The 19840-nt window shown below is 37.4% G+C and carries 17 protein-coding genes and 2 pseudogenes; 7 read left to right on the forward strand and 12 right to left on the reverse strand.

The features are described from left to right. Window positions 1-58: 58 nt before the first annotated feature. Window positions 59-1090: a catalase gene (locus tag SAGCYANO_RS28135; protein ID WP_202223097.1), complete on the forward strand. Its 1032-nt coding sequence runs from the start codon at window positions 59-61 to the stop codon at window positions 1088-1090. Between the two features lie 608 nt (window positions 1091-1698). Continuing rightward, the gene (locus SAGCYANO_RS28140; protein ID WP_202223098.1) at window positions 1699-2304 is read left to right on the forward strand and encodes a Uma2 family endonuclease; all 606 of its coding nucleotides are present in this window, start codon (window positions 1699-1701) and stop codon (window positions 2302-2304) included. 361 nt (window positions 2305-2665) lie between these two features. Here the strand turns inward: SAGCYANO_RS28140 and SAGCYANO_RS28145 are convergent, their stop codons facing one another. The 3 genes from SAGCYANO_RS28145 to mrdA all read right to left on the reverse strand — a co-directional run bounded on the left by SAGCYANO_RS28145 (window position 2666) and on the right by mrdA (window position 7631). Continuing rightward, window positions 2666-3919: a bifunctional sterol desaturase/short chain dehydrogenase gene (locus SAGCYANO_RS28145; protein ID WP_375340007.1), complete on the reverse strand. Its 1254-nt coding sequence runs from the start codon at window positions 3917-3919 to the stop codon at window positions 2666-2668. Window positions 3920-3939: 20 nt separating this feature from the next. Next, window positions 3940-5193: an RNA-guided endonuclease TnpB family protein gene (locus SAGCYANO_RS28150; RefSeq protein WP_202223099.1), complete on the reverse strand. Its 1254-nt coding sequence runs from the start codon at window positions 5191-5193 to the stop codon at window positions 3940-3942. 644 nt (window positions 5194-5837) lie between these two features. Next, entirely contained in the window at window positions 5838-7631 is a 1794-nt protein-coding gene (mrdA, locus tag SAGCYANO_RS28155; RefSeq protein WP_202223100.1) for a penicillin-binding protein 2, read from the reverse strand. 371 nt (window positions 7632-8002) lie between these two features. Here mrdA and SAGCYANO_RS48155 point away from each other — a divergent pair, with 371 nt between their 5' ends. From SAGCYANO_RS48155 to SAGCYANO_RS28165, 3 genes and pseudogenes are all read left to right on the forward strand, one after another. Next, window positions 8003-8134: a hypothetical protein gene (locus SAGCYANO_RS48155; RefSeq protein ID WP_255502738.1), complete on the forward strand. Its 132-nt coding sequence runs from the start codon at window positions 8003-8005 to the stop codon at window positions 8132-8134. A gap of 826 nt (window positions 8135-8960) precedes the next feature. Further along, a pseudogene (locus tag SAGCYANO_RS28160) lies at window positions 8961-9281 on the forward strand (four helix bundle protein). A 3-nt stretch (window positions 9282-9284) separates the two neighbouring features. Further along, on the forward strand, window positions 9285-10457 hold the full coding sequence (locus SAGCYANO_RS28165) for a transposase (protein ID WP_202223101.1): 1173 nt from the start codon (window positions 9285-9287) through the stop codon (window positions 10455-10457). Window positions 10458-11088: 631 nt separating this feature from the next. On the opposite strand, the gene SAGCYANO_RS28170 is transcribed toward SAGCYANO_RS28165, so the two are convergent. From SAGCYANO_RS28170 to SAGCYANO_RS28195, 9 genes and pseudogenes are all read right to left on the reverse strand, one after another. After that, complete coding sequence (locus SAGCYANO_RS28170; protein ID WP_375340008.1) at window positions 11089-12267, reverse strand: RNA-guided endonuclease InsQ/TnpB family protein; 1179 nt, start codon at window positions 12265-12267, stop codon at window positions 11089-11091. A 121-nt stretch (window positions 12268-12388) separates the two neighbouring features. Beyond that, the gene (locus SAGCYANO_RS28175) at window positions 12389-13087 is read right to left on the reverse strand and encodes an N-acetylmannosamine-6-phosphate 2-epimerase (RefSeq protein ID WP_202223103.1); all 699 of its coding nucleotides are present in this window, start codon (window positions 13085-13087) and stop codon (window positions 12389-12391) included. 664 nt (window positions 13088-13751) lie between these two features. Next, a complete protein-coding gene (locus SAGCYANO_RS45795; RefSeq protein ID WP_237396781.1) occupies window positions 13752-14102 on the reverse strand; it encodes a response regulator in 351 nt (116 codons plus the stop codon). A gap of 53 nt (window positions 14103-14155) precedes the next feature. Then, window positions 14156-14296 (reverse strand): annotated as a pseudogene (locus SAGCYANO_RS48160) (ATP-binding protein); the annotation flags it as partial. Window positions 14297-14325: 29 nt separating this feature from the next. Continuing rightward, window positions 14326-14559 (reverse strand): ATP-binding protein, encoded by a 234-nt coding sequence (locus SAGCYANO_RS49485; protein ID WP_307785984.1) that lies wholly within the window; start codon window positions 14557-14559, stop codon window positions 14326-14328. A gap of 55 nt (window positions 14560-14614) precedes the next feature. Next, entirely contained in the window at window positions 14615-15679 is a 1065-nt protein-coding gene (locus SAGCYANO_RS45805) for a histidine kinase dimerization/phospho-acceptor domain-containing protein (RefSeq protein WP_307785985.1), read from the reverse strand. After that, complete coding sequence (locus tag SAGCYANO_RS28185) at window positions 15631-16272, reverse strand: hypothetical protein (protein ID WP_202223104.1); 642 nt, start codon at window positions 16270-16272, stop codon at window positions 15631-15633. Before SAGCYANO_RS28185 ends, SAGCYANO_RS45805 begins: the two co-directional genes overlap by 49 nt. A 533-nt stretch (window positions 16273-16805) precedes the next feature. Continuing rightward, the gene (locus tag SAGCYANO_RS28190; protein ID WP_202223105.1) at window positions 16806-16973 is read right to left on the reverse strand and encodes a hypothetical protein; all 168 of its coding nucleotides are present in this window, start codon (window positions 16971-16973) and stop codon (window positions 16806-16808) included. A 334-nt stretch (window positions 16974-17307) separates the two neighbouring features. Next, complete coding sequence (locus SAGCYANO_RS28195; protein ID WP_202223106.1) at window positions 17308-18612, reverse strand: serine hydrolase; 1305 nt, start codon at window positions 18610-18612, stop codon at window positions 17308-17310. Window positions 18613-19199: 587 nt separating this feature from the next. On the opposite strand from SAGCYANO_RS28195, the gene SAGCYANO_RS45810 reads away from it, so the two are divergent. Together SAGCYANO_RS45810 and SAGCYANO_RS45815 are read left to right on the forward strand one after the other, a co-directional pair. Continuing rightward, a complete protein-coding gene (locus SAGCYANO_RS45810; RefSeq protein WP_237396783.1) occupies window positions 19200-19535 on the forward strand; it encodes a helix-turn-helix domain-containing protein in 336 nt (111 codons plus the stop codon). Continuing rightward, entirely contained in the window at window positions 19474-19833 is a 360-nt protein-coding gene (locus SAGCYANO_RS45815) for a hypothetical protein (protein ID WP_237396784.1), read from the forward strand. Before SAGCYANO_RS45810 ends, SAGCYANO_RS45815 begins: the two co-directional genes overlap by 62 nt. Window positions 19834-19840: the final 7 nt, after the last annotated feature.

Below are 19840 nucleotides of genomic sequence, written 5' to 3' on the forward strand. Positions count from 1 at the left end.
GACTTCATTCAGGTAAGTCCTGTAGATCGAGAAAACACGAGAACGGAGATAGCAATCAATGAAAAAAATTTGGAACACCATTCTCTTCTTTTTTTACTTAATTTCTGCCTCGTTACTATTTATGTTGGCAGCATTTAAAAACAAGGGACGTGCAACTCATAAATATGGTGTCGGTGGTGCTGGAACTTTGAAAGTGGTCGATAGTCCGGAATTTCCCCAACACGAATTTTGGCAAGGTGAGAAGGTTTTTTCCGTACAAATTCGCCACGGTGCAGTAACATTTGAGGATGATGCAGCAATGGACCTTCGCAGTGCCTCTCTCAAACTTAGCGACCCCTCAGAAAAGAGCGTACTCGATATCATTATGAATACAGGACCTCGCACTTTTAGAGACATCATCGAATTTTGGAATTTTACCTTAGCATCTATACGAGATAAAGAAGAGGGTGAACTTGTTAGTTCTAAAGGACTCAAGGTCTATTGTGAAAGTCAACCAATCTTTAAAGATATTTTCGCTGAAACTCTACGACGCGCTCCTGATTCTTTTAGTCAGATGCATTATCACTCGAAGTTAGTCAATTATTTTAAGGCTAAAGATGGCAAACTTAGGTATGTTAAGTACCGTCTTCTTCCTGAAGACCGGGGAGTAGATTCTGGTTTAATATCGGGAGAGGATTGGGAAAAACCTTGGTTGCAAAATCGCCTTCCTGATGAGACCAGACCTATTGATTATCTCCGCAAGGAATATGTTGAGAAACTTTCCCAAAAACCTATTATCTATCATCTCCAATTACGCTTGCATGAAGATATTCAAGGGGATAAAACCAAGATTTTTACCCAAGAAGTAGAGTGGAGCGAAGAAACTTCCCCTTGGCTGGATTTAGCAACGATCACCATAGATCGGTCGCTTTCTTTTGAAGAAACGGAGAAACTATCTTTTGATATTGGCAGGCAACCAGATTCTTTGGGTGCAGTGGAGGTGTTTGATGCTCACGACCCTAATTCTGTGAATGCTGCTCGTCTTCGGATTTATGGTTTATCTCTTGCTGTAAGGAGTTTTTTATACAAAAAAAGCGGCAAGTTTCACTAGGGTTTGCTGAAAAAAGCATAGTAGGGAGTGGGGATAGGGGAGTAGGGGAGTAGGGTAGTAGGGGAGTAGGGGAGTAGGGGAGTAGGGGAGTAGGGGGAGTAGGGGAGTAGGGAGTGGAGGAGTAGGGAGTAGGGAGTAGGGGAGTAGGGGAGTAGGGAAAATAGAAAGATTTACTGTTTAAGCACTCATGATATCATGTCCGCTGGGGCGCGTTTGTGTAAAATCAAGGGTGAATATCTACAGGAAATTTACGTTTTTTCACACTTTTAAGCCTTCTTCCCTCTTCCCTCTTCCTTCTTCCTTCTTCCTTCTTCCTTCTTCCTTACTTCACTATATAATACCGATGCTACCGGACATGATATGATAAGTTTTTTTATCACTAATTATCCGGACATGATATTACACTTTGGAGTCAGGAAGGCAGGAGGTAGAAGGGAAGAAAAGGCCCTTACGAGAAAAAGTTTTTGGTCGCGTAAGCGGAACGGAGTTCTATCGTGCTCTTATCCGGACATGATATTATTTTCAAGGAGAGGTAATAATTAATAATTAATAATTAATAATTAATAATTAATTGTTGAAATAGCTGAATTAAATGCAAATAGTCAACTATGGACACAATAACAAAACAAAGATTAACTTTTGACCAATTTATAGAGAATTATCCTGATGATGGTAAGTTTTATGAATTGGTGAATGGAGAAATTGTGGAAATGAGGGCGACAAGAAACCATGATGATGTGGCAGACTTTATCGCTGATTCTTTTAAAGAAGAAATTAAACGTCTGAACCTAAATTATGTGGTGAAAAATACGGCGGTAATTAAAACTTTAACTGTAGATAAAATTGAACAAGGAAGAAAACCTGATGTAAGTGTAATTAATCGGGATTTTTGGCGTGCTAACCGTGCTGCTTATGCTGCTTTAGATGAACCAATTCAATTAGCTGTAGAAGTAGTTTCTACTAATTGGGAAGATGATTATGTTGATAAATTTGATGAATATCAACGTTTGGGAATTTTAGAGTATTGGATTGTTGATTATTTAGCTATTGGTGGGAGAAAATATTTGGGAAAGCCAAAATTTCCGAGTGTATTTGTTTATATTTTAAATCAAGAAAGTCAATATAATATGACTCAATTTAGAGGTAATGAAAAAATTGTGTCTTTGACTTTTCCAGAATTGTCTTTAACAGCAGAAGAAATTTTAAATGCTTAATATCATTTTTCGGGTAATTAGTGATTTTATAATTGAAGAGTCATATCATGTTGGTAATTAAAAATGTTTATATTTGGGAAATATATGAATGAATTTTTATGTGTATTTTAATAGTTGAGTTTCTGTGAGAACGGGAGCAAGATGCTCCCACTAGGTATACTATTATAGCAGTCAAAGGAAAGGGCGCGGAAAGTTAAAAAGTTTAAAACTCAGACAACGTAATACTTTTTCTTCTACCTTGTTCCTTCTGCTATACAATGCACCACTACCAAATTTTAAATGCTTAATAAATGATATTATATTAAACGTTATTGAGGGGCTTGGAGACCAAAATTACCTACTTTTTAGACTCGCTCTAAATTTATTTAGAAGTAAATAATTTAAAGTAAGTATAAACTAAAAATTCTTTGATAGGAATAGCTACAAAAGTAATAGGATTAATTGTGACAATAATTGTTCTAACATCTGCTTTTGCTAATTTTACTATCTGTTTTGCTACCCAATCGGCAGACATAATTCCGATGGGATTAAGATTACTTTTAAACGGACCTAATATTAGCTTCCGAATGACACAGGGAGCATCTAATCTTCGTAAAGTAACTAAATCTCCAAGAGTTCTTTTTGTGAGTTCATATAGAGGACTAAAAGCTGGAGAAACTTCTGCTTCTGAAGTGTTAACCCAGACTTCTTTACAAGCAATATCAACATTTGTTCTTACCGTTTTAAGGAATATTTCTAACATTCGCCAGCTAGAAAAAGTATTAATTTCATAAGATTTAGCGATCGCCTCTGCTGTCTTTTCTCCATGTACATTAATGCCGTGATTTAATACTAAAATATCTACTTTTTCAAACAAATCTGCTAAATTATTTTCTTGACTTACTTGCCAATTTATGGTATTTACTTCTAATTCTTTACCATCTATATTTAAGGTAATAGTTTGATTCCCAGAAGTAAGGGCAATTACTTTTGCACCTGCTTTGTGAAGATGTCGGAGGAGCGATCGCCCTAAACTTCCAGAAGCACCTGTAACAGCAATAGTTTTACCTTTGAGAGAAAGTGCTGTACCCATAAGTTTATCTACCAGACTCAGAGTGCCGCAAAAGTAAGCATTTTGATTATCGAAGTGGTGACGCCAATGATAAGAGCGGTTGATAAACCAATGAGCAGGAGGCGCTGAGAATGCACCGGGAAGATGATTTATATCTGTAAGTTGGTCAGCATTAGGAATACCAGTAGCACGAGCGATCGCCGGAAAAAAGAAACTTAAAGTATAAACAACACCTGCTAAAGTAGCCCAATGATAAGAAGGTATCCAAACAAAAGTTAGTGCCCAGAGTAACAGACTAAAAGTCAACATGACAAGAGATTCTGGCACATCGTGATACCAAGTAGCTTTTTGATAAATTTCCGTACTGACAGGAGTCAAGTCTGGGCGGAAAACACGATGATGCCAACCGTGCCATTTATATAAAGGTGACCAAACATGAGAAACCACATGATAAATATCTCGCACCAGTTCCACAAATAATATAGAACCGAGAACCCAACAAATGTTTGCTATCCAAGGGTTGACCAGATAAAACTGCTTCATAAAACCGATATAAAACGTCATAATTAGTGATATTTTAATGTTTACTTCCTGCTTCTACCGGAACTGTCGGCAGCACTCCGTCCACAGGCATCAACGGTCAAGCCGACCGCATCTCTTGAGTGTGTCTTACATTCCGAGGTTTCCTCGGAATTACACACTCGCTTTCTTAAATTAATTGAAGCATTCAAGTCTCGGTCAATTGATAAACCGCATTCTGGGCAGTCATAAGTTCTGATGTTTAAAGGCATATCCTGTACATGACCACAACTAGAGCAAGTCTTAGAAGATGGAAAAAATCTGTCTACTACTACTAATTCACAGCCGTACCATTGACACTTGTATTCTAGCTGTCTTCTAAACTCATAAAAGCACTGTCTACTTATTGATTTGGCTAGTTTATGGTTGGCTAACATACCAGACACATTCAAATCTTCAATCACAACAATGCTGTGGTTCTTGGCTAAATATGTTGTCAATTTATCAAGTGCATCTTTGCGGATGTTAGCTACTCGTCTATGTTGTTTGGCTAGCTTGACTACAGCTTTGTACCAATTGCTTGAATGCTTAACTTTCTTACTCAGTTGTCTTTGTAATTTAGCTAGTTTGTTTTGCGCTTTTTTGTAAGGCAAAACACTCTTGAATACTTCACCATTACTTAGTGTTGCTAATGTCTTAATTCCTAAATCTACACCTACAACTTCTGTAGTTTTATTAGTTGCAGTCGGAGTAAGTTCATAGCTGCAACTTAAATACCAATCACCAGCTTGTCTGCTGATAGTTATTTTCTGAGTTGTTGCTTCAATGGGTTCATAAGTTTTCACAATACCAATAAAAGGTAATTTGTGACTCCATCCGTTTAGTTCTATTGGTTTTCCACAATTATCTATTGTGTTTGCGTAGCATTCCGTAGGAAATGAATCAGACCTACCTTTCTTCTTAAACCGTGGGCGTTTACCTAGACCTTGTTTGCGCAGCATTCCGCAGGAAAAGAACCTCTTAAATGCTTCACCCAAGTTAATAAAAGCATATTGATAAACTTTAGATGAGAGGTTTTTCATCCAGGGGTAGAGGGGTTTGGTGTGATTAGTAAAAACCTCTCTGAGTTTACGTTTGCGCAGCATTCCGTTTGCGTAGCATTCCGAAGGAAAGGAAGGGTTGGGCTTGTAACCATCTGTGTAAGCATCATTCCATAAACTTAAACCCCAGTTATAGCACCATCGAGAGTAGCCCGCGTGTTGAGCAAAGAACGTTTTCTGCTTATTATTTAATTTGAGTTTAGTTCTAATGGATTTCATATATGGGTGAGTGCAACCTGTCTAAAAGTATGCTTCAGGGCGTATTATATCATTACTCTTTGATTAAGTCAATGCTCCATAAACCTCACTATCAAATATGTTATACAAATATACTTTAAACTAATACTAGAAGTATTGCTTTTCTGACAGGAAGTCTAAAATTATATCATGTCCGGTTGAATAGTTATAAAAAGCGACGGAGGAGTCAGGAGTCAGCAGAGAAGAAAGAAGAAGGAAGAATGAGGAATTTTTTTTCATAAAAAAAGCACTACGTCTTTTGGTTAAAACAATTATTTAGTTGTAAGGTAACAGGGAACAGGGAGAAATAATTGATAATTTTTTGATTTTTGATTATCACGCCTATGTCTATTTAGCCGGACATAATACTATAGGAGTCTAAGGAAAGAGCGCGGACAGATCAAAAGCTGAAAACTCAGAGGTTGTTTGTAAAGAATTATGAAGTGTTTTGACTACTCGCAAATTGAGTATTTTAGCCTATAAAGTCTGGCATAAATAACTAAGTTGTTACAGTTTAAAGGGCTATCATTGTACATTACAAAACTTTACAAACAGTCTCTCAGACAAGGTAAGATTTTTCCTTCTTCCCTCTTCCCTCTTCCCTCTTCCTTCTTCCTTCTGCTATACTATTTTCCTTTATTAGCAAAATAAGCATCAAAAATAGCTTTAGCAATAGGTGCCGCACCTACCGAACCGTAACCACCTTCCTCAACTGCAATTGCTACAGCGATTTCAGGATTATAAGCAGGTGCAAACCCTATATACATCGCATTATCTGCTTGTCCTGGAAGTTCCACCGTACCAGTCTTACCCCCAGATAACGGGATAGTACCATCATTCAACCTCCGACCAGTACCCTTCCTCACCACATCAATTAATCCTTCGCGCACTGTATTAATACTTGAAGGTTTCAGACCAGTTTTAATTGATTTAGTAGCTGCAGTGCCAGTTTGAGATGCCAATAAATGAGGTTGCACTCGATACCCACCATTAGCGATCGTGCTGACCATCACTGATGATTCTAAAGGAGTTACCAACACCAAACCTTGACCTATACCCATAGTCACAATATCAGCAATATGCCAAGGTTCTCCATAAATCTCTTCTTTTTCTTTAGGAGTGGGAATTTGACCATGATTACCATCTATTCCCAATAGTTTTAAGTCAATACTGCCACCAATACCTAACTCTCGACCCGACTTAGAAATTATTTCCGGGCCAATATTCACAGCCATTTGATAGAAAAATGTATTGCTACTGTAAGCTAAAGCATCCCTAAAACCAATTAACCCATAACCTCCACTATGTTCGTTAAAAGTGATGCCACCAATAGTGACAGAATTATAAGTTCTCACTCTAGAGTTAGGAGAATACTTACCAGACTGGAGTGCTGCAACAGAAGTAACACCTTTGAAAGTGCTTCCTGGTGGATAACCCTGGAGCGCACGATTCAAAAAGGGCTTACTTGCACCTTGCAGACGTTGCCATTCCGAGGTTGTCATCTTACCAGTAAATAGGCTAGGGTCAAATGTAGGTCCGCTTGCCATTGCTAAGATTTCCCCTGTTTTGGGATTGATGGCAACTGCAGCACCCCGGCGGTTTCCGAGGGCTTTTTCTGCTGCTTTTTGAATATCGAGATCGATAGTTAATTTGACTGGTTTGCCTGAAATTGGGTTTTCGACTCCCAATTCCTGGATTTCGTTACCTTTAGCGTCAACTTCAATCAAACGATTACCCCAAACTCCCTCCAAGGTAGAATTTGCGGTACTTTCTATCCCCATTTTACCAACGATCATTCCCATTGGGTATTTGGGGTTAGATATCAATTCTTCTTTGGTTGCTTCGCCAGTGTATCCAATCAGATGAGCTGCTAAACTGCCATTAGGATAGTGCCGGATATTTTCGGTACGGACTTCTAGTCCTCGTGTTTCACCAGCTTTTTCTGCTAATGCTATGAAGGTAGTGGGATCGAGATTAGAAATAATTCTGACTGCTAGGGGTGAATTATAGCCAACCTCTTCTAGCTTGTTGATAATATCGCTGGCGGAAATGTTTAAAATTGAACTTAATTCTGTTGCAACTTCTGACCACTCTGTAGGTGAGTATTCTTGAGGCCACAAATATACAGAGCGAGAGAGTTGGTTACCCGCTAAGATTTTACCTTTGCGGTCGTAAATTGTGCCACGACTTGCGGCCACTGGCACTAGACGAATGCGGTTGTTTTCTGCACGTTCCCGGTTATACTCTCCCTGAATTAATTGTAGTTGTACTACACGATAAGCATTGATGCCAATTAAACTGGTAATTATTAGCATCATTGTTAATGCTTGTACAAAGCGACTACGTTTCGATGCAATTTGTTGCGCAGCATTTCTGGCAACGTAAGGAAATTTAAAATATAAACTAATATCTTGAGCCATTATTATTGCATAAGTGTTTCATCTTGATTTTTCTTTACACCCTGCATTTTATCCGGAATATTAACCACTTTCTCATAGATATATCATATATCTTTAATATTAGACATTTGGTAAAAGCTAGGTTTTTGCCCAGGCATTACCAAGGTTTGAGATTAATTATCAGATTGGTCTATGTGTGGTTAATTAGTATACTTACTTAATTATATATTTTCGAATTCTAGTTCGTGGTATAGAACACCACATTTTGCTATGAGTGAAAAATGAATGATTATAGGGCGTTGCTGATTATGGGTATGATGCAAGCCCCCTACCCCCCACCCATTGGGGGAATAATATCAAATCCGGTAGTATCGGTGTAATTAGATGGAGGGATGGGGGATGGGGGATGGGGAGATGGGGAGATGGGAACCCACCCTAACCCCTCCGAGGAGGGGAATATCGAGAAATATTTGGTAATGGTTGAAGATGGAACATTTTTTACCGAAGAATTAAGAATTAAATAATTAAATAATTAAATAATTTAGGTTTAAAGCCTCCCCTTTCAAGGGGAAACAAGCGGTCGAGGGATGGCGAGGTCTCCTCGCCATATCCAATCGACCAAGAGAGAAAAAATTTTCCTTTTATTCAATCCTCTTCCTTTTAGGGAGAGGTAATTATCAATTATCCATTATCAATTATCAATTATTGAAGTGCCGAATTAAACGGATTTGATATAAAACTCTAAAAGTCCCCCTAAATTCGGAATTTAGGGGGCTTGACCACAACCAAACAATCGCACATTCATACTTCAATTCAGCAACGCCGATTATAGCAGTTGCCATTATTGTATATAACATAATTAAAAGCTTAAAACCCAGACAAAGCAAGATTTTTTTTCTCTCCTAGATCCCTAGGGTCTGTCATCAATTAGAACTATAAGCTTTGTGAGTCAAGGTTTTTAGCGTCTGGAGTATTTCCAGGCCAAAAGCTCAAAACTCTTGCTACATAGCACTTTCAGATTTAATTGATGACACGCCCTAGTATCATGTCCGGTTGAATAGTGATAAATAAAGACGGAGTCCTCAGGAGTCAGGAGGACCGAGTCAGGAGGACCGAGTTATATCAAATCCGGTAGCATCGGTGTAATTAGATGGGGGGATGGGGAGATAGGGGGATGGGGAGATGGGGGGATGGGGGGATGGCTGACAAGGGTAGGTTTTTTACATTAATCGTATAATGGGAGTTAGACAAGGTAGACAAGGGGGGAAAGTGGACAAGGGAGAAGAAGAAAAAAGAGGGATTAAAACTCATGAAGATATCATTATCTATCAAAAAGCATTTGATGCGGCTATGACTATCTTTGAATTATCAAAACAATTCCCTACTGAAGAAAGATACTCTCTGACTGACCAAATTCGTCGTTCCGGAGCGCTCTGTTTGTGCCAACCTTGCGGAGGCGTGGCGAAAAAGAAGGTATCAAGCATCATTTGTCGCGCTTATTAAATGATTGTGAAGCTGAATCTGCAGCAAACGCAAGTCTGGCTCAAATTTGCTGTGAAGTGTAACTATATATCTCCAGAACAAGGAAGAGAATTATATAGCAAATATAATCAAATTTTAAGTGGACTAGTCAAAATGATTAATGCTCCAGAAAATTGGTTAATTGGTTAAGCTATGTTAAAGAATAAGTATCTTAAAGACTGGTCAAGAATTGTATCTTATCACTTTCCTCATTTGTCATTACCGGAAATAGCAGGCTTAGTTAGTTGGAGTTTTGGCATGGTTATAACTGGCTCAAGCAGTCTAACTAGAGTTTCTGAATTGATTGCTAAAGTGAATGGAGAAAAAACTAATACAGTACGAAAACGACTCAAAGAATGGTATCAAGAGAGTAAGGCAAAAAAAGGTAAAAATAGACTTGAATTAGATGTTAATAAATGCTTTGTACCTTTACTAAAATGGATTATTAGCTTATGGAATAGTGAGGAAAAATGGCTGCCATTGGCAATAGATGCAACTAATATTGGGCAAAACTTTACGGTTCTGTCTCTTCATACTCTCTATCAGGGTTGTGGTATTCCTGTAGCCTGGAAAATTGTGAAAGGTACAGAAAAAGGCTCTTCGAAGCCTCATTGGCAAAATCTGTTTAAATCTTTATCAAATGCCATACCTGATGATTGGCAAGTCATTGTCTTGGCAGATAGGGGATTGTATGCTGATTGGTTATTTGCTGAAATTTGTGCTTTAAATTGGCATCCTTTTTTGAGAATCAATGATCAAGGAACATATCGAATAATAGGGGAAAATGAATGGCAACCTTTAAAGACAGTTGTGCCTCAAACAGCAATGAGTTGGTCAGGTAAGGTTAGTTGTTTTAAAACTAACCCTATTGATTGTACTTTATTAGCCTGTTGGTCTGAAGGTTACAAAACTCCTTGGTTAATTATTACTGACTTAGAACCAGAACAAGGAAATGCTCAATGGTACAGTTTACGCTTTTGGATTGAATCAAGTTATCGAGATGTTAAAAGTGATGGTTGGCAGTGGCATAAAACCAGATTAAGAGAACCAGCTAGAGCTGAGAGAATCTGGTTAGCTATGGCAGTAGCTACTCTCTGGACTGTAACAGTTGGTACTAATGAACAGCGACATTTATCAGACAAGTTCAAAAACCAAGTAATTACCGAAAACTGTGAAAATCAGCAACTTGAATTGAAGCCAACAAATCGAACTATATCTTGTTTTTTACAAGGACTAATTAATATTGTTGCTGATTTACTTTGCGGTAAAGGTATTTCCTTAAATGGATTATTTCCACAATCATCTTTTGTTGTGAATACTTCGTAATATACATTCATCTTCTTTCTTCCTTGTCTACTTTCCTTCCTTGTCCTCCTTGTCTCATCTCCACTATCCTATGTAAAAAACCTACCCTTGTGAGTGGGGGGATGGGGAGATGGGGACCCACCCCTAACCCCTCCCTGGAGGGGAGAAATATTTGGTAATCGTTGAAGATGGAACATTTTTTACGTGCCGAATTAAACGGATTTGATATTAGGAGGAAAAAAGAAGGAATAGAAAAAGAAACAGGAATTACGCAAATTAACCTTGAAAGCACCATATGTAGGGGCGTTAACGTAGTTGTGCGTAGCAAATGGCATTTGCGTTCCGCAAAGCTCCGAATTGCGCCCTCACTTGATTTAGTGTCTGTGCGTAAATCCTGAGAAAGTTTTTATTACTAATTAAGCGGATATCATATCACTCCCTCACTCCCTCACTCCCTCACTCCCTCACTCCCCCACTCCCTCACTCCCCCACTCCCTTACTCCCCACTCCCTTACTCCCCACTCCCTCACTCCCTCACTCCCTCACTCCCTCACTCTCTCACTCCCTCACTCCCTCACTCTCTCACTTAAGAAATAATCTCCATTTTTTGACATCCTCCCCGGCCTAAAGGCACGGGGATTCCTACCGAGCCTTAGCTCCTCGACGGGTTGACGTTTTGCTTCGCATAGCTGCCGCTAACACAGACTGCTGCTACCTTGACGCTAGTCTTACGCTTGCCTCCACGTCCGTTTTTTGTCTCGGACTGCCCGCCCGCGACTAATATATTTATTGCTGCATTCTCGTCTCTGTCGTGTTTTGTACCACAGTTGAGACATTCCCATTCTCGCACTGATAGGTCTAATTTACCACCTTTAAAACCACAAGTAGAGCAGGTTTGAGATGTTGCTTCCCACCTGCTTATTACTCGAAAATCGCGACCGTATTTTTCAGCTTTTCCTTCTAATAGCGTTCGGAATTGTCTCCAGCCTAAATCAGAAATTGCTCTGGATAGTTTGCGGTTTTTAACCATACCTGAAACGTTCAAGTCTTCTAAAACAATTGTTTGGTTTTCACGAATTATTTCAGTAGATAATTTATGTAGAAAATCTGCCCTAGTATCCTTTAATTTGGCATAGAACTTTGCAACTCTCAGTCTAGCTTTTTCATATCGTTTCGACCCTAAGGTTTTGTCAGATAATGACTTACTTAACTTTCGATATTTCTTGATTCGTTTTTTGAGTGGCTTAGGAGCATCAACCTTTGTACCGTCACTCAATGTTGCAAAAGTTTTAATTCCTAAATCTATACCTACTGAATTTTTATTTTCAGGTAAAGTTTCTGGTTGTATTTCTACTACAAAACTCAAAAAATATCTATTAGCTGAATCTTTGATTACTGTTACTGATGATGGAGCAGCGGGTAACTCTCTTGACCAAACTATTTTCAGCTTTCCTATCTTGGCCAAATAAACTTTATGCTGACCAATTTTAAACCCTCCCTTTGTAAACCTAGCGGTCTGTCTTGACTTCCTACTTTTGAATCGTGGAGGTCTTATAGGTTTACCTTTTCTGTTGCTTTTGGTTGATTGAAAAAAGTTTGTAGGGGCGAACGGCCGTTCGCCCCTACGGTTTAAATCATTTAAAGATTGCTGTAATGGAATAGCAGAAACCTCTGATAACCACTCTCTATCTTCATTTTTTTTAGCCTTAGTAATAAACTGTTTTTGTAGTTGTGAGTTAACAGGCTTCTTCTCTCCTGATTTGTACTTTTCCTGACAGCAAGCTAGACTATCATTCCAGACCACACGGACACAACCAAATAGCTTAGCCAATCGGTGTTTTTGTCCCAATGTTGGATATATACGGTACTTAAATCTCGCTTTCATAAAATGACTTTTGAACTAACAACATGATAACATAGTCTGTGAAAAAAAAATAAACTAAAAAGTCGCCCTAGAAGGGCGAGGCTTTAAACCCAATTTTTCGGTAAGCTTTGACTTTACTATCAATTCCTGTAATATCTGTCCCAACAACAACAGCATTAGCTCCTAAATTCATAGCTTTTTTTGCCATTGCGGGAGAAGCAATACCTCCTTCACAAATTGCTGGTACTTCTAAGTTTTCTACTATCTGTTTTAGCAACTCAAAACCAGGAGGAGATTTGGCGATCGTTTGCTCAGTATAACTATATAGAGTAGTGGCAACAAAATCGGCACCTGCTTCTACAGATAATTGTGCTGCTTCTATAGTATCTACATCTGCCATTACTGGTTTTCCTAATTCATTATGAATACGAGTAATTAATGTTACTAAAGTTTCTCCTCCCGGACGTTTTCTGGCAGTAGCATCAACAGCAATAATATCTGCTCCGGCCTTGGCGATCGCTTCTGCATCTGAAAATTGGGGCGTAATATAAACTTCAAATCCTGGTATTTGTTGCTTCCACAAACCAATAATTGGTTGAGTAATTCTCTGTCGTACTGCTCGAATATGAGATGGGGTATCTATTCTCACTGCTGAAGCTCCCTGATTTATAGATGCTTGTGCCATAGCTGCAATGACTTCTGGATGATGTAAAGGGGAGTCAGTGGGAGCTTGACAAGAAACGATTAAACCTTGTATTAATGATAAGTTTGGGTATTTATTAGTCATTTCAGTTATCAGTTATCAGTTATCAGTTTAACTATCAAAGCACTGGTAAATAAAGGTAATATCAAATCCGTTGGCTTCGGAGTAATATAACTCTGTTAATCGCTATACAATTGGTAAGGGCGAATGGCCATTTGCTGACGCAAAGCTGCGCTTTATATGTCGCGGAGCGTTAACGGAGTTATGCGGTAGCAAAACGCCCCTACTCTTATCTTTAAAGATTTAATAACACCGATGCTACCGGATTTGATATAAAAACATTCTCCATCTTCACCATTACCAAATATTTATAAATTTTTTCCCTCCTGACTCCTGTCTCCTGACTCCTGACTCCTACTTCAAAAGATTTTATACCGATACTACCGGATTTGATATAAGCGCCTTTTGAGATTAGAAGAATGTGCGCCTGTTTCAATTCACTTACCCTCAAAAAGTGAGAATTTGAGTGAGAATTTGAGGGGTGAGTATGGCATAAAAATCTCTCGAACAATGATTCCTCCTACTTTCTCTGTCTTCCCAAGCTCCCCACAGGAGGACACGGAGAAGGGGAGACACGGAGACACGGAGAGAGGAAGATAGGGTGTCACTGACACACCGCGTCCCCGCGTCCCCGTGTCTCCGTGTCAAATCTTACACCCTCCCCACACTCTGCTTTTTTCAGCAAACCCTACTTAGTCAGTAAGTCTATCATTTTACTCAATAAATATTCGAGATTAATTGGTTTAGTCAAACATTCATCTGCACCAACAGCATAACAAGATTCTGAATCTATGTATGTATCAAAAGTAGTTAATGCCAAAATTTTGAGTGTTTGACTACGATTTGTTTGGCGTAACTGCTGGATAATTTCTACACCATCTATTCCTGGTAATTGCATATCTACAATTACAGCAACAGGCTGCAACAAAATGGTTTGCTCTACTGCTGTAGAACCTTCTATTATCCATACAACTTTTAATCCTGCTGCTGTCAAAATATCGCAAATTAATGTAGCAATATCTTCTTCTTGCTCAATCAATACTACGCTACCTTGCAAGGATAAAATATTAGGTGAATTTTCTTCTTTTTGTTTTAATTCTTCGTTTTTAATGTGAGTGTTTGTGCTGGTAATTTTACGGTAAAAGTAGAGCCAAAATTAACAGCAGATTCTACTTCAATAATTCCGCCATGAAGTTCTACTAATTGTTTTGTTAAAGCCAGACCTAAACCTGTACCACCTTGCTGACGATTATAAGGAGAATCTAGTTGTTGAAATTTCTTAAATAATAATGGTTTTGCTCTTCAGAAATTCCTATACCAGTATCTTCTACTTGAAAAATTGCTGTATCTTTATCTCTTGTAACTTTAAGTATGACACTCCCACCACTAGGAGTAAATTTAATTCCATTACTGACAAGATTAACTAGAATTTGTTTAACTCGCTTTTTGTCGGCAGTAAATGGATCTTGTTGTGGATTTATTGCTTGTTCTACAATGAATTTGACTTCATTTTTTCTGCTTTTTCTCTAAACATTTTCCAAACTTCATAACTTAATTTAGAGAGAAAAAATTACCAATCTTTAAAACTGCTTTGCCAGCTTCTACTTGAGATAAATCTAGAATATCATTGATTAATTCTAGGAGATGTTCGCCACTATCATGAATTATTTGTAAATAATCTCTTTGCTTTTGTATTGGTATTGTTTTAGCTCCTCTATTGCCATAAGACCAGCGTAAAAGAGTTGAAGAAATGCCAATAACACAAGTGAGAGGAGTGCGTAATTCATGGCTCATTGTGGCTAAAAATTCACTCTTAGTAAGATTAGCTGATTCTGCTGCTTGTAGAGCATCATAAAGGTCTTGAGTCCGCCTGGCAACTTGCTTTTCTAAAGTTTGTTTTTGCTTTTGCAATTCTCCATATAATTGAGCTTGGTAAATAGCGATCGCTAAGTGTTCTGCAATTTTTTTGATAAATCTTTTTTCATTATCTTGCCACTCTCGAATAGAACAGTGATGGGCTATTAATAATCCCCATAATTGTCGATCGACTATAATTGGTACTACTAATTTTGCTTTAACTTGATGTTGTTGCATCAATTCTACTAAGCAAGGAAATTGACCATACACTACTTCTATATCAGTTATGGCATGAACATAGACTTTACTATATCTAGCTATAGAGTTATGTGGAAGATAAAAGCAGTTTTCTTCTTCAGTTAAACCTAATACTGAAGAAATATTTTCTGATGCTAATGCTTCATATTGAACGTATCCTTTTCGTTGATTTTCGGATGTAACATTATTTGTTAATGATAAGGGATTATTGAATTGATAAATTAAGAATCTATCTACTTTAATTAATTTTTGAACTTGCTCTACAGTAGTGGATAAAATTTCTGGTAGTTCAAAATTTTGACTAATTTTGGTTGTTACTTGATTCAGAAGTATCTCTTGTTCTAGTTGTTTGCTTAGAGCTTGTTCGATAGGTTGACATACTAATGGATATTGTTGATTATTCAGTGTTGAATCTGGTCCTGATAATCCATAAATATCAACTTTTGAATCATCTATGGAGAGGAAATTTGATTTCTGAGAATAAGATTTATTTTTATTGATTTTTGACTACTTGTTTGCTCTAAAATAGAATCTATATTTTCATGATAAGTCAATAATTTTAGTAATTTCAAGGTAAATTCATCCTGGAGATTTGTATTATTGACTTTCAGGTTACTTATTTTAGATTTAATTTGAGAGGCGATCGCTAAGTTACTATTATCTTCCTCTATAGTACTTAAAACCTGGTATACAAAAAGTTTGATTGTCTCTGGGTCAAAAGTTAAACCTACATTAAATTTTAAATTTCCCACATTTTCACTTGAAAAAGGAAAGGTAAAAGGGTTAGATTGGGAATTATTATCTTTTTGTCGGTCTTCTATCTTCTGAATCTGATTATCTAACGACTCCTTGGCTATTGTGCCCCACAAAAGTCCATTAAACTCCTCTGAAATAACTACTGTAAATTTTAGGTCTGGAAATTTATGAGATTGAGTAGTCGCAAGTATATCTTCTGTAATTAATATGGTCTTCAAACCTTGAGTTGTTTGTTGCAATAGCTGACTTAAAAGCTCAAGGGTATTTAAAGGTAAAATTAAGTTTGGTTTTGCAGGTGGAAACTGGGCATCCCCGGCGGTCTTGGATAAAATGGCCATAATAATATTCAGGACCAGGACAAAGAGTATTGCTTATGTATATTATTAAGCATTTTTTAGATTTTAGATTATTTAATCTAACTGTAAATCTATCCAATTTAACATATTCTCATAGCATATTTTTTCATCTGCTTATTCTTAATTATTTTCAATGACCGAAAAATTCAGGTCAATAGCCTCCCCTTTTAAGCTATCCATTACCCACATCTTTCTTAACATAAGATTTGACAAAAAAAGCATTTTATGTATGGAGTAGCGATATAGCTGCCGCCACCATCCTCCGCCAACGCCAAACTGACTCTGGGAAATCGTCATTAAGCTCTGCTTGTTGATAAGAATGATTTTGAAGTAACATAAGCTACAAAACTTACTAAAAATTAACTATTTTGTCAGGGCGATCGCCAAACTGACTCTGGGAAAATCGTCATTAAGTTCTGCTTGTTGATAAGAATGATTTTGAGGTAATATCAGCTATAAAGCTGAAAGCCTGGTGAATCTGAAGTTCGGCGATGAAAATTTTTTTGAACTCACGTTTAATTAACCACAAGAGACTGACAAACAACCCAGCCCTTAAAAAAATCCGCTTCTCGGTCGGCAATTGTCACTACTTGCAAGTGATTGGGAATGATTGACTCAGTTTTAATTAAACTATCAAGCCATCTTTGACTTTCTTTTTGTGTGGGAAGTACAGATATTAACAATTAAACGCTTCCAGTGGGGGCATCTTGCCCGCGACGGGTGTACCTCACCAAGGTGGAATCCGCTGTATAAATTAGGTATAAATTAGGTGGAGTACTTAGTCATCTATCTAGTGCAGGATGGCAGAAATAACTAACCAGTTATAAAATCCTAAAAGGCTTACCAATCAATACTTTTGACTGTCTTGAGTGCGTCTTACATTCTGTTGGCGTAGCCTTTCCGCAGAAAATGGAAACCTCAGAATTACGGACTCGCTTTTGTAGGGGCGCCATTCGGCAGCTTTGCGTCAGCAAATGGCCATTCGCCCCTACGACTTTTAACTTCCGCGTAGCCGCACTAGAGCAAGCCATCATTATCCATTAGATATTTTGCCACCTTATTAATAGAGGTACGAATCTGGATATCGCGTCCACCACGACTATCAATTACAGTTATTACATACACTTCACCATTAATACTTAATCCTAAAGTAGTACCCAGAGCGCGAGAATTTTCTCCCGTCTTTTCACCAAGCCATTTTACTTCTGGTAATTCTTCTAGGGCAGCATATCCTAATAATCTATCCTTCTGACGGGCTAAGGCTTCTATCAATACATCAGAATTTGGATACTCATAATTATATATTGAGACCATCATATCTGTCAGTTCGTTGCTAGTCAGGGTATTACGACCTTTACCAGGATTTTTAGGCATGATCCGGTTACCCATCAGTTTGTAGTTAACACTCATCACTTTGTAGCCATCATCTTTGAGAACTTTATTAATATAAGGTTGTCCTAAATAATCAATAAGTTGATTTGTGGCAATATTGCTACTATGGTCAATCATTTGCCCAACTAGAGTTTTAAGGGGATAGGGCTTTCTTGCTCTAATTTCTGAAGCATCTTCAGTAAAGTTTCCTCTACTCACATATATAGGAGTATCTAAACTAATATTTTCTGTGGAGGCTTTCTGCATTGCTGCTACAGCAACAGGAACTTTAATTAAACTAGCAGGACTAGCAGGTGGTTTATTGCCGTTTAGGTCTAAACATTTCCGCCGGAGGTTACAAATAGCGATCGTTGCTCTGCTAGATAGACCACTGTCTTTACGAATTTTCTCTAAAAAGTTTGATTTTGTTAGGTTTAACTGATAATAAGAATCATTCAGACTACGCTGGTATTCTTTGATCTTTTTAGTAGTTTTTTCTGCTATCAATGAATCGGTAGGAATTGCTTCTAAATTAGAAAGAGCTTGCTGCCAGAGGTGTTTTTCTGTTTCTCTAGTTTTGACAGTTGGATTTTGCATCTCTCCTACTTCTGATGCTTGAGCACCCAGGGTTAATGCTTGACGCCAGTTATCATTTGCTCGTTGTTCAATTAATATTTGAACTTCAATTTCTTGTAATTTTTGTAGCAAGTTTTGTTGCTTTTCTAATACAGTGTCATCCTTATCAGAAAAGAATAATTGCTTTCTGGGAGTAGGTAGAGATTCTAATTTTTCTACTGTGCGATCGCGCATATCATAGAGTTCTTGTAAAGACTGAGTATAAGATTCTTCTGCCCAGGAACTCTCTATACTCCCAATTGAAATTATGGTAATACTAGCTATTGTTGTTAAAGTGCTAGTCAGAATATGTCTAATTTTTAGTCTTCCGTACATTTAATTTACCTCACACAAATAAATAATTTTATGCTGACCAATAAAAATATAATCTTTTAATCTTTATTGTATCCACTTGTCTAAATTGAAATTATGGTAATACTAGCTATTGTTGTTAAAGTGCTAGTCAGAATATGTCTAATTTTTAGTCTTCCGTACATTTAATTTACCTCACACAAATAAATAATTTTATGCTGACCAATAAAAATATAATCTTTTAATCTTTATTGTATCAAATTGTCTAACTAAATACAAATATATAGTCTTTATTTATTATATTTTTGTAATTTTGTCAACTCCTATTCATCTATTAACAAAGTTAAGTAGGAGGAGAGAGATAATAAATAGTAGTTTAAAAGCATATTTACTCAGGGTTATTATTCTAATACGATTACTAATTATCCGGATACTATATTAGACATTTTAGAAAGCCAGTTTATATCATGTCTCTTTAAATACTCACAAATAAAGAAATTGTTAGGGAGATGGGGAGATGGGGAGATGGGGAGATAGGAGGTGGGGTAATTAACAGCTTGACATAATCTATGATTATCTACTATAATCTCTGAATATCTATATTTAGTTTTATGCTACTAGGATTTAAAACTGAGTTACACCCTAACAATCGGCAAAAGACTTTACTGGCTAAACACGCTGGTGTAGCCCGTCATGCTTATAATTGGGGACTATGGTTAACTAGGAACATTCTCGATCACAATTCAAATAATTCTTCAGGTAAACTGAAATTTCCCACATCTATCGACCTGCATAAACTTTTGGTGGCAATGGTTAAACCTAATAACTATTGGTACTACGAAGTATCTAAAACAGCGCCTCAATATGCTTTGAGGTATTTGTCAAATGCTTGGAAACGTTGCTTCAGCAAAGTGTCTGCTCAACCTAAATTCAAGAAAAAAAGGTAGAGATGATAGTTTCACTTTGGATGGTTCAATTACAGTCGGTTTTAATCAGATCAAACTGCCCCGAATTGGATGGATTAAAACTTATGAAATACTGCCAGATAATGTCACTCCTAAGTCTGTAACTATTAGCAAAAAAGCAGGCCGTTGGTTTTTGAGCTTTAAAATAGAAAGAGAATCTCAAATTACTGAGAAGTCAGTAGACGTGGTTGGTGTTGATCTAGGTGTAAAATCTCTAGCTACGTTATCAACTGGTGAAGTATTTGAAGGTGCTAAACCTTACAAAAAAGTTAGAATCTAAACTATCA

It is taken from the genome of Okeania sp. KiyG1, assembly GCF_014132355.1.
In the GTDB taxonomy this organism is placed as follows: Bacteria; Cyanobacteriota; Cyanobacteriia; order Cyanobacteriales; family Microcoleaceae; genus Okeania.

What these genes read in the sequence shown, in the direction of transcription:
- SAGCYANO_RS28135 (WP_202223097.1), top strand. Translation starts at nt 59, where the DNA reads ATGAAAAAAATTTGGAACACCATTCTCTTCTTTTTTTACTTAATTTCT.
- SAGCYANO_RS28140 (WP_202223098.1), top strand. Translation starts at nt 1,699, where the DNA reads ATGGACACAATAACAAAACAAAGATTAACTTTTGACCAATTTATAGAG.
- SAGCYANO_RS28145 (WP_375340007.1), bottom strand. Translation starts at nt 3,919, where the DNA reads ATGACGTTTTATATCGGTTTTATGAAGCAGTTTTATCTGGTCAACCCT.
- SAGCYANO_RS28150 (WP_202223099.1), bottom strand. Translation starts at nt 5,193, where the DNA reads ATGAAATCCATTAGAACTAAACTCAAATTAAATAATAAGCAGAAAACG.
- mrdA (WP_202223100.1), bottom strand. Translation starts at nt 7,631, where the DNA reads ATGGCTCAAGATATTAGTTTATATTTTAAATTTCCTTACGTTGCCAGA.
- SAGCYANO_RS48155 (WP_255502738.1), top strand. Translation starts at nt 8,003, where the DNA reads ATGGGGGATGGGGGATGGGGAGATGGGGAGATGGGAACCCACCCTAAC.
- SAGCYANO_RS28165 (WP_202223101.1), top strand. Translation starts at nt 9,285, where the DNA reads ATGTTAAAGAATAAGTATCTTAAAGACTGGTCAAGAATTGTATCTTAT.
- SAGCYANO_RS28175 (WP_202223103.1), bottom strand. Translation starts at nt 13,087, where the DNA reads ATGACTAATAAATACCCAAACTTATCATTAATACAAGGTTTAATCGTT.
- SAGCYANO_RS28185 (WP_202223104.1), bottom strand. Translation starts at nt 16,272, where the DNA reads ATGGCCATTTTATCCAAGACCGCCGGGGATGCCCAGTTTCCACCTGCA.
- SAGCYANO_RS28195 (WP_202223106.1), bottom strand. Translation starts at nt 18,612, where the DNA reads ATGTACGGAAGACTAAAAATTAGACATATTCTGACTAGCACTTTAACA.
- SAGCYANO_RS45810 (WP_237396783.1), top strand. Translation starts at nt 19,200, where the DNA reads ATGCTACTAGGATTTAAAACTGAGTTACACCCTAACAATCGGCAAAAG.
- SAGCYANO_RS45815 (WP_237396784.1), top strand. Translation starts at nt 19,474, where the DNA reads ATGCTTGGAAACGTTGCTTCAGCAAAGTGTCTGCTCAACCTAAATTCA.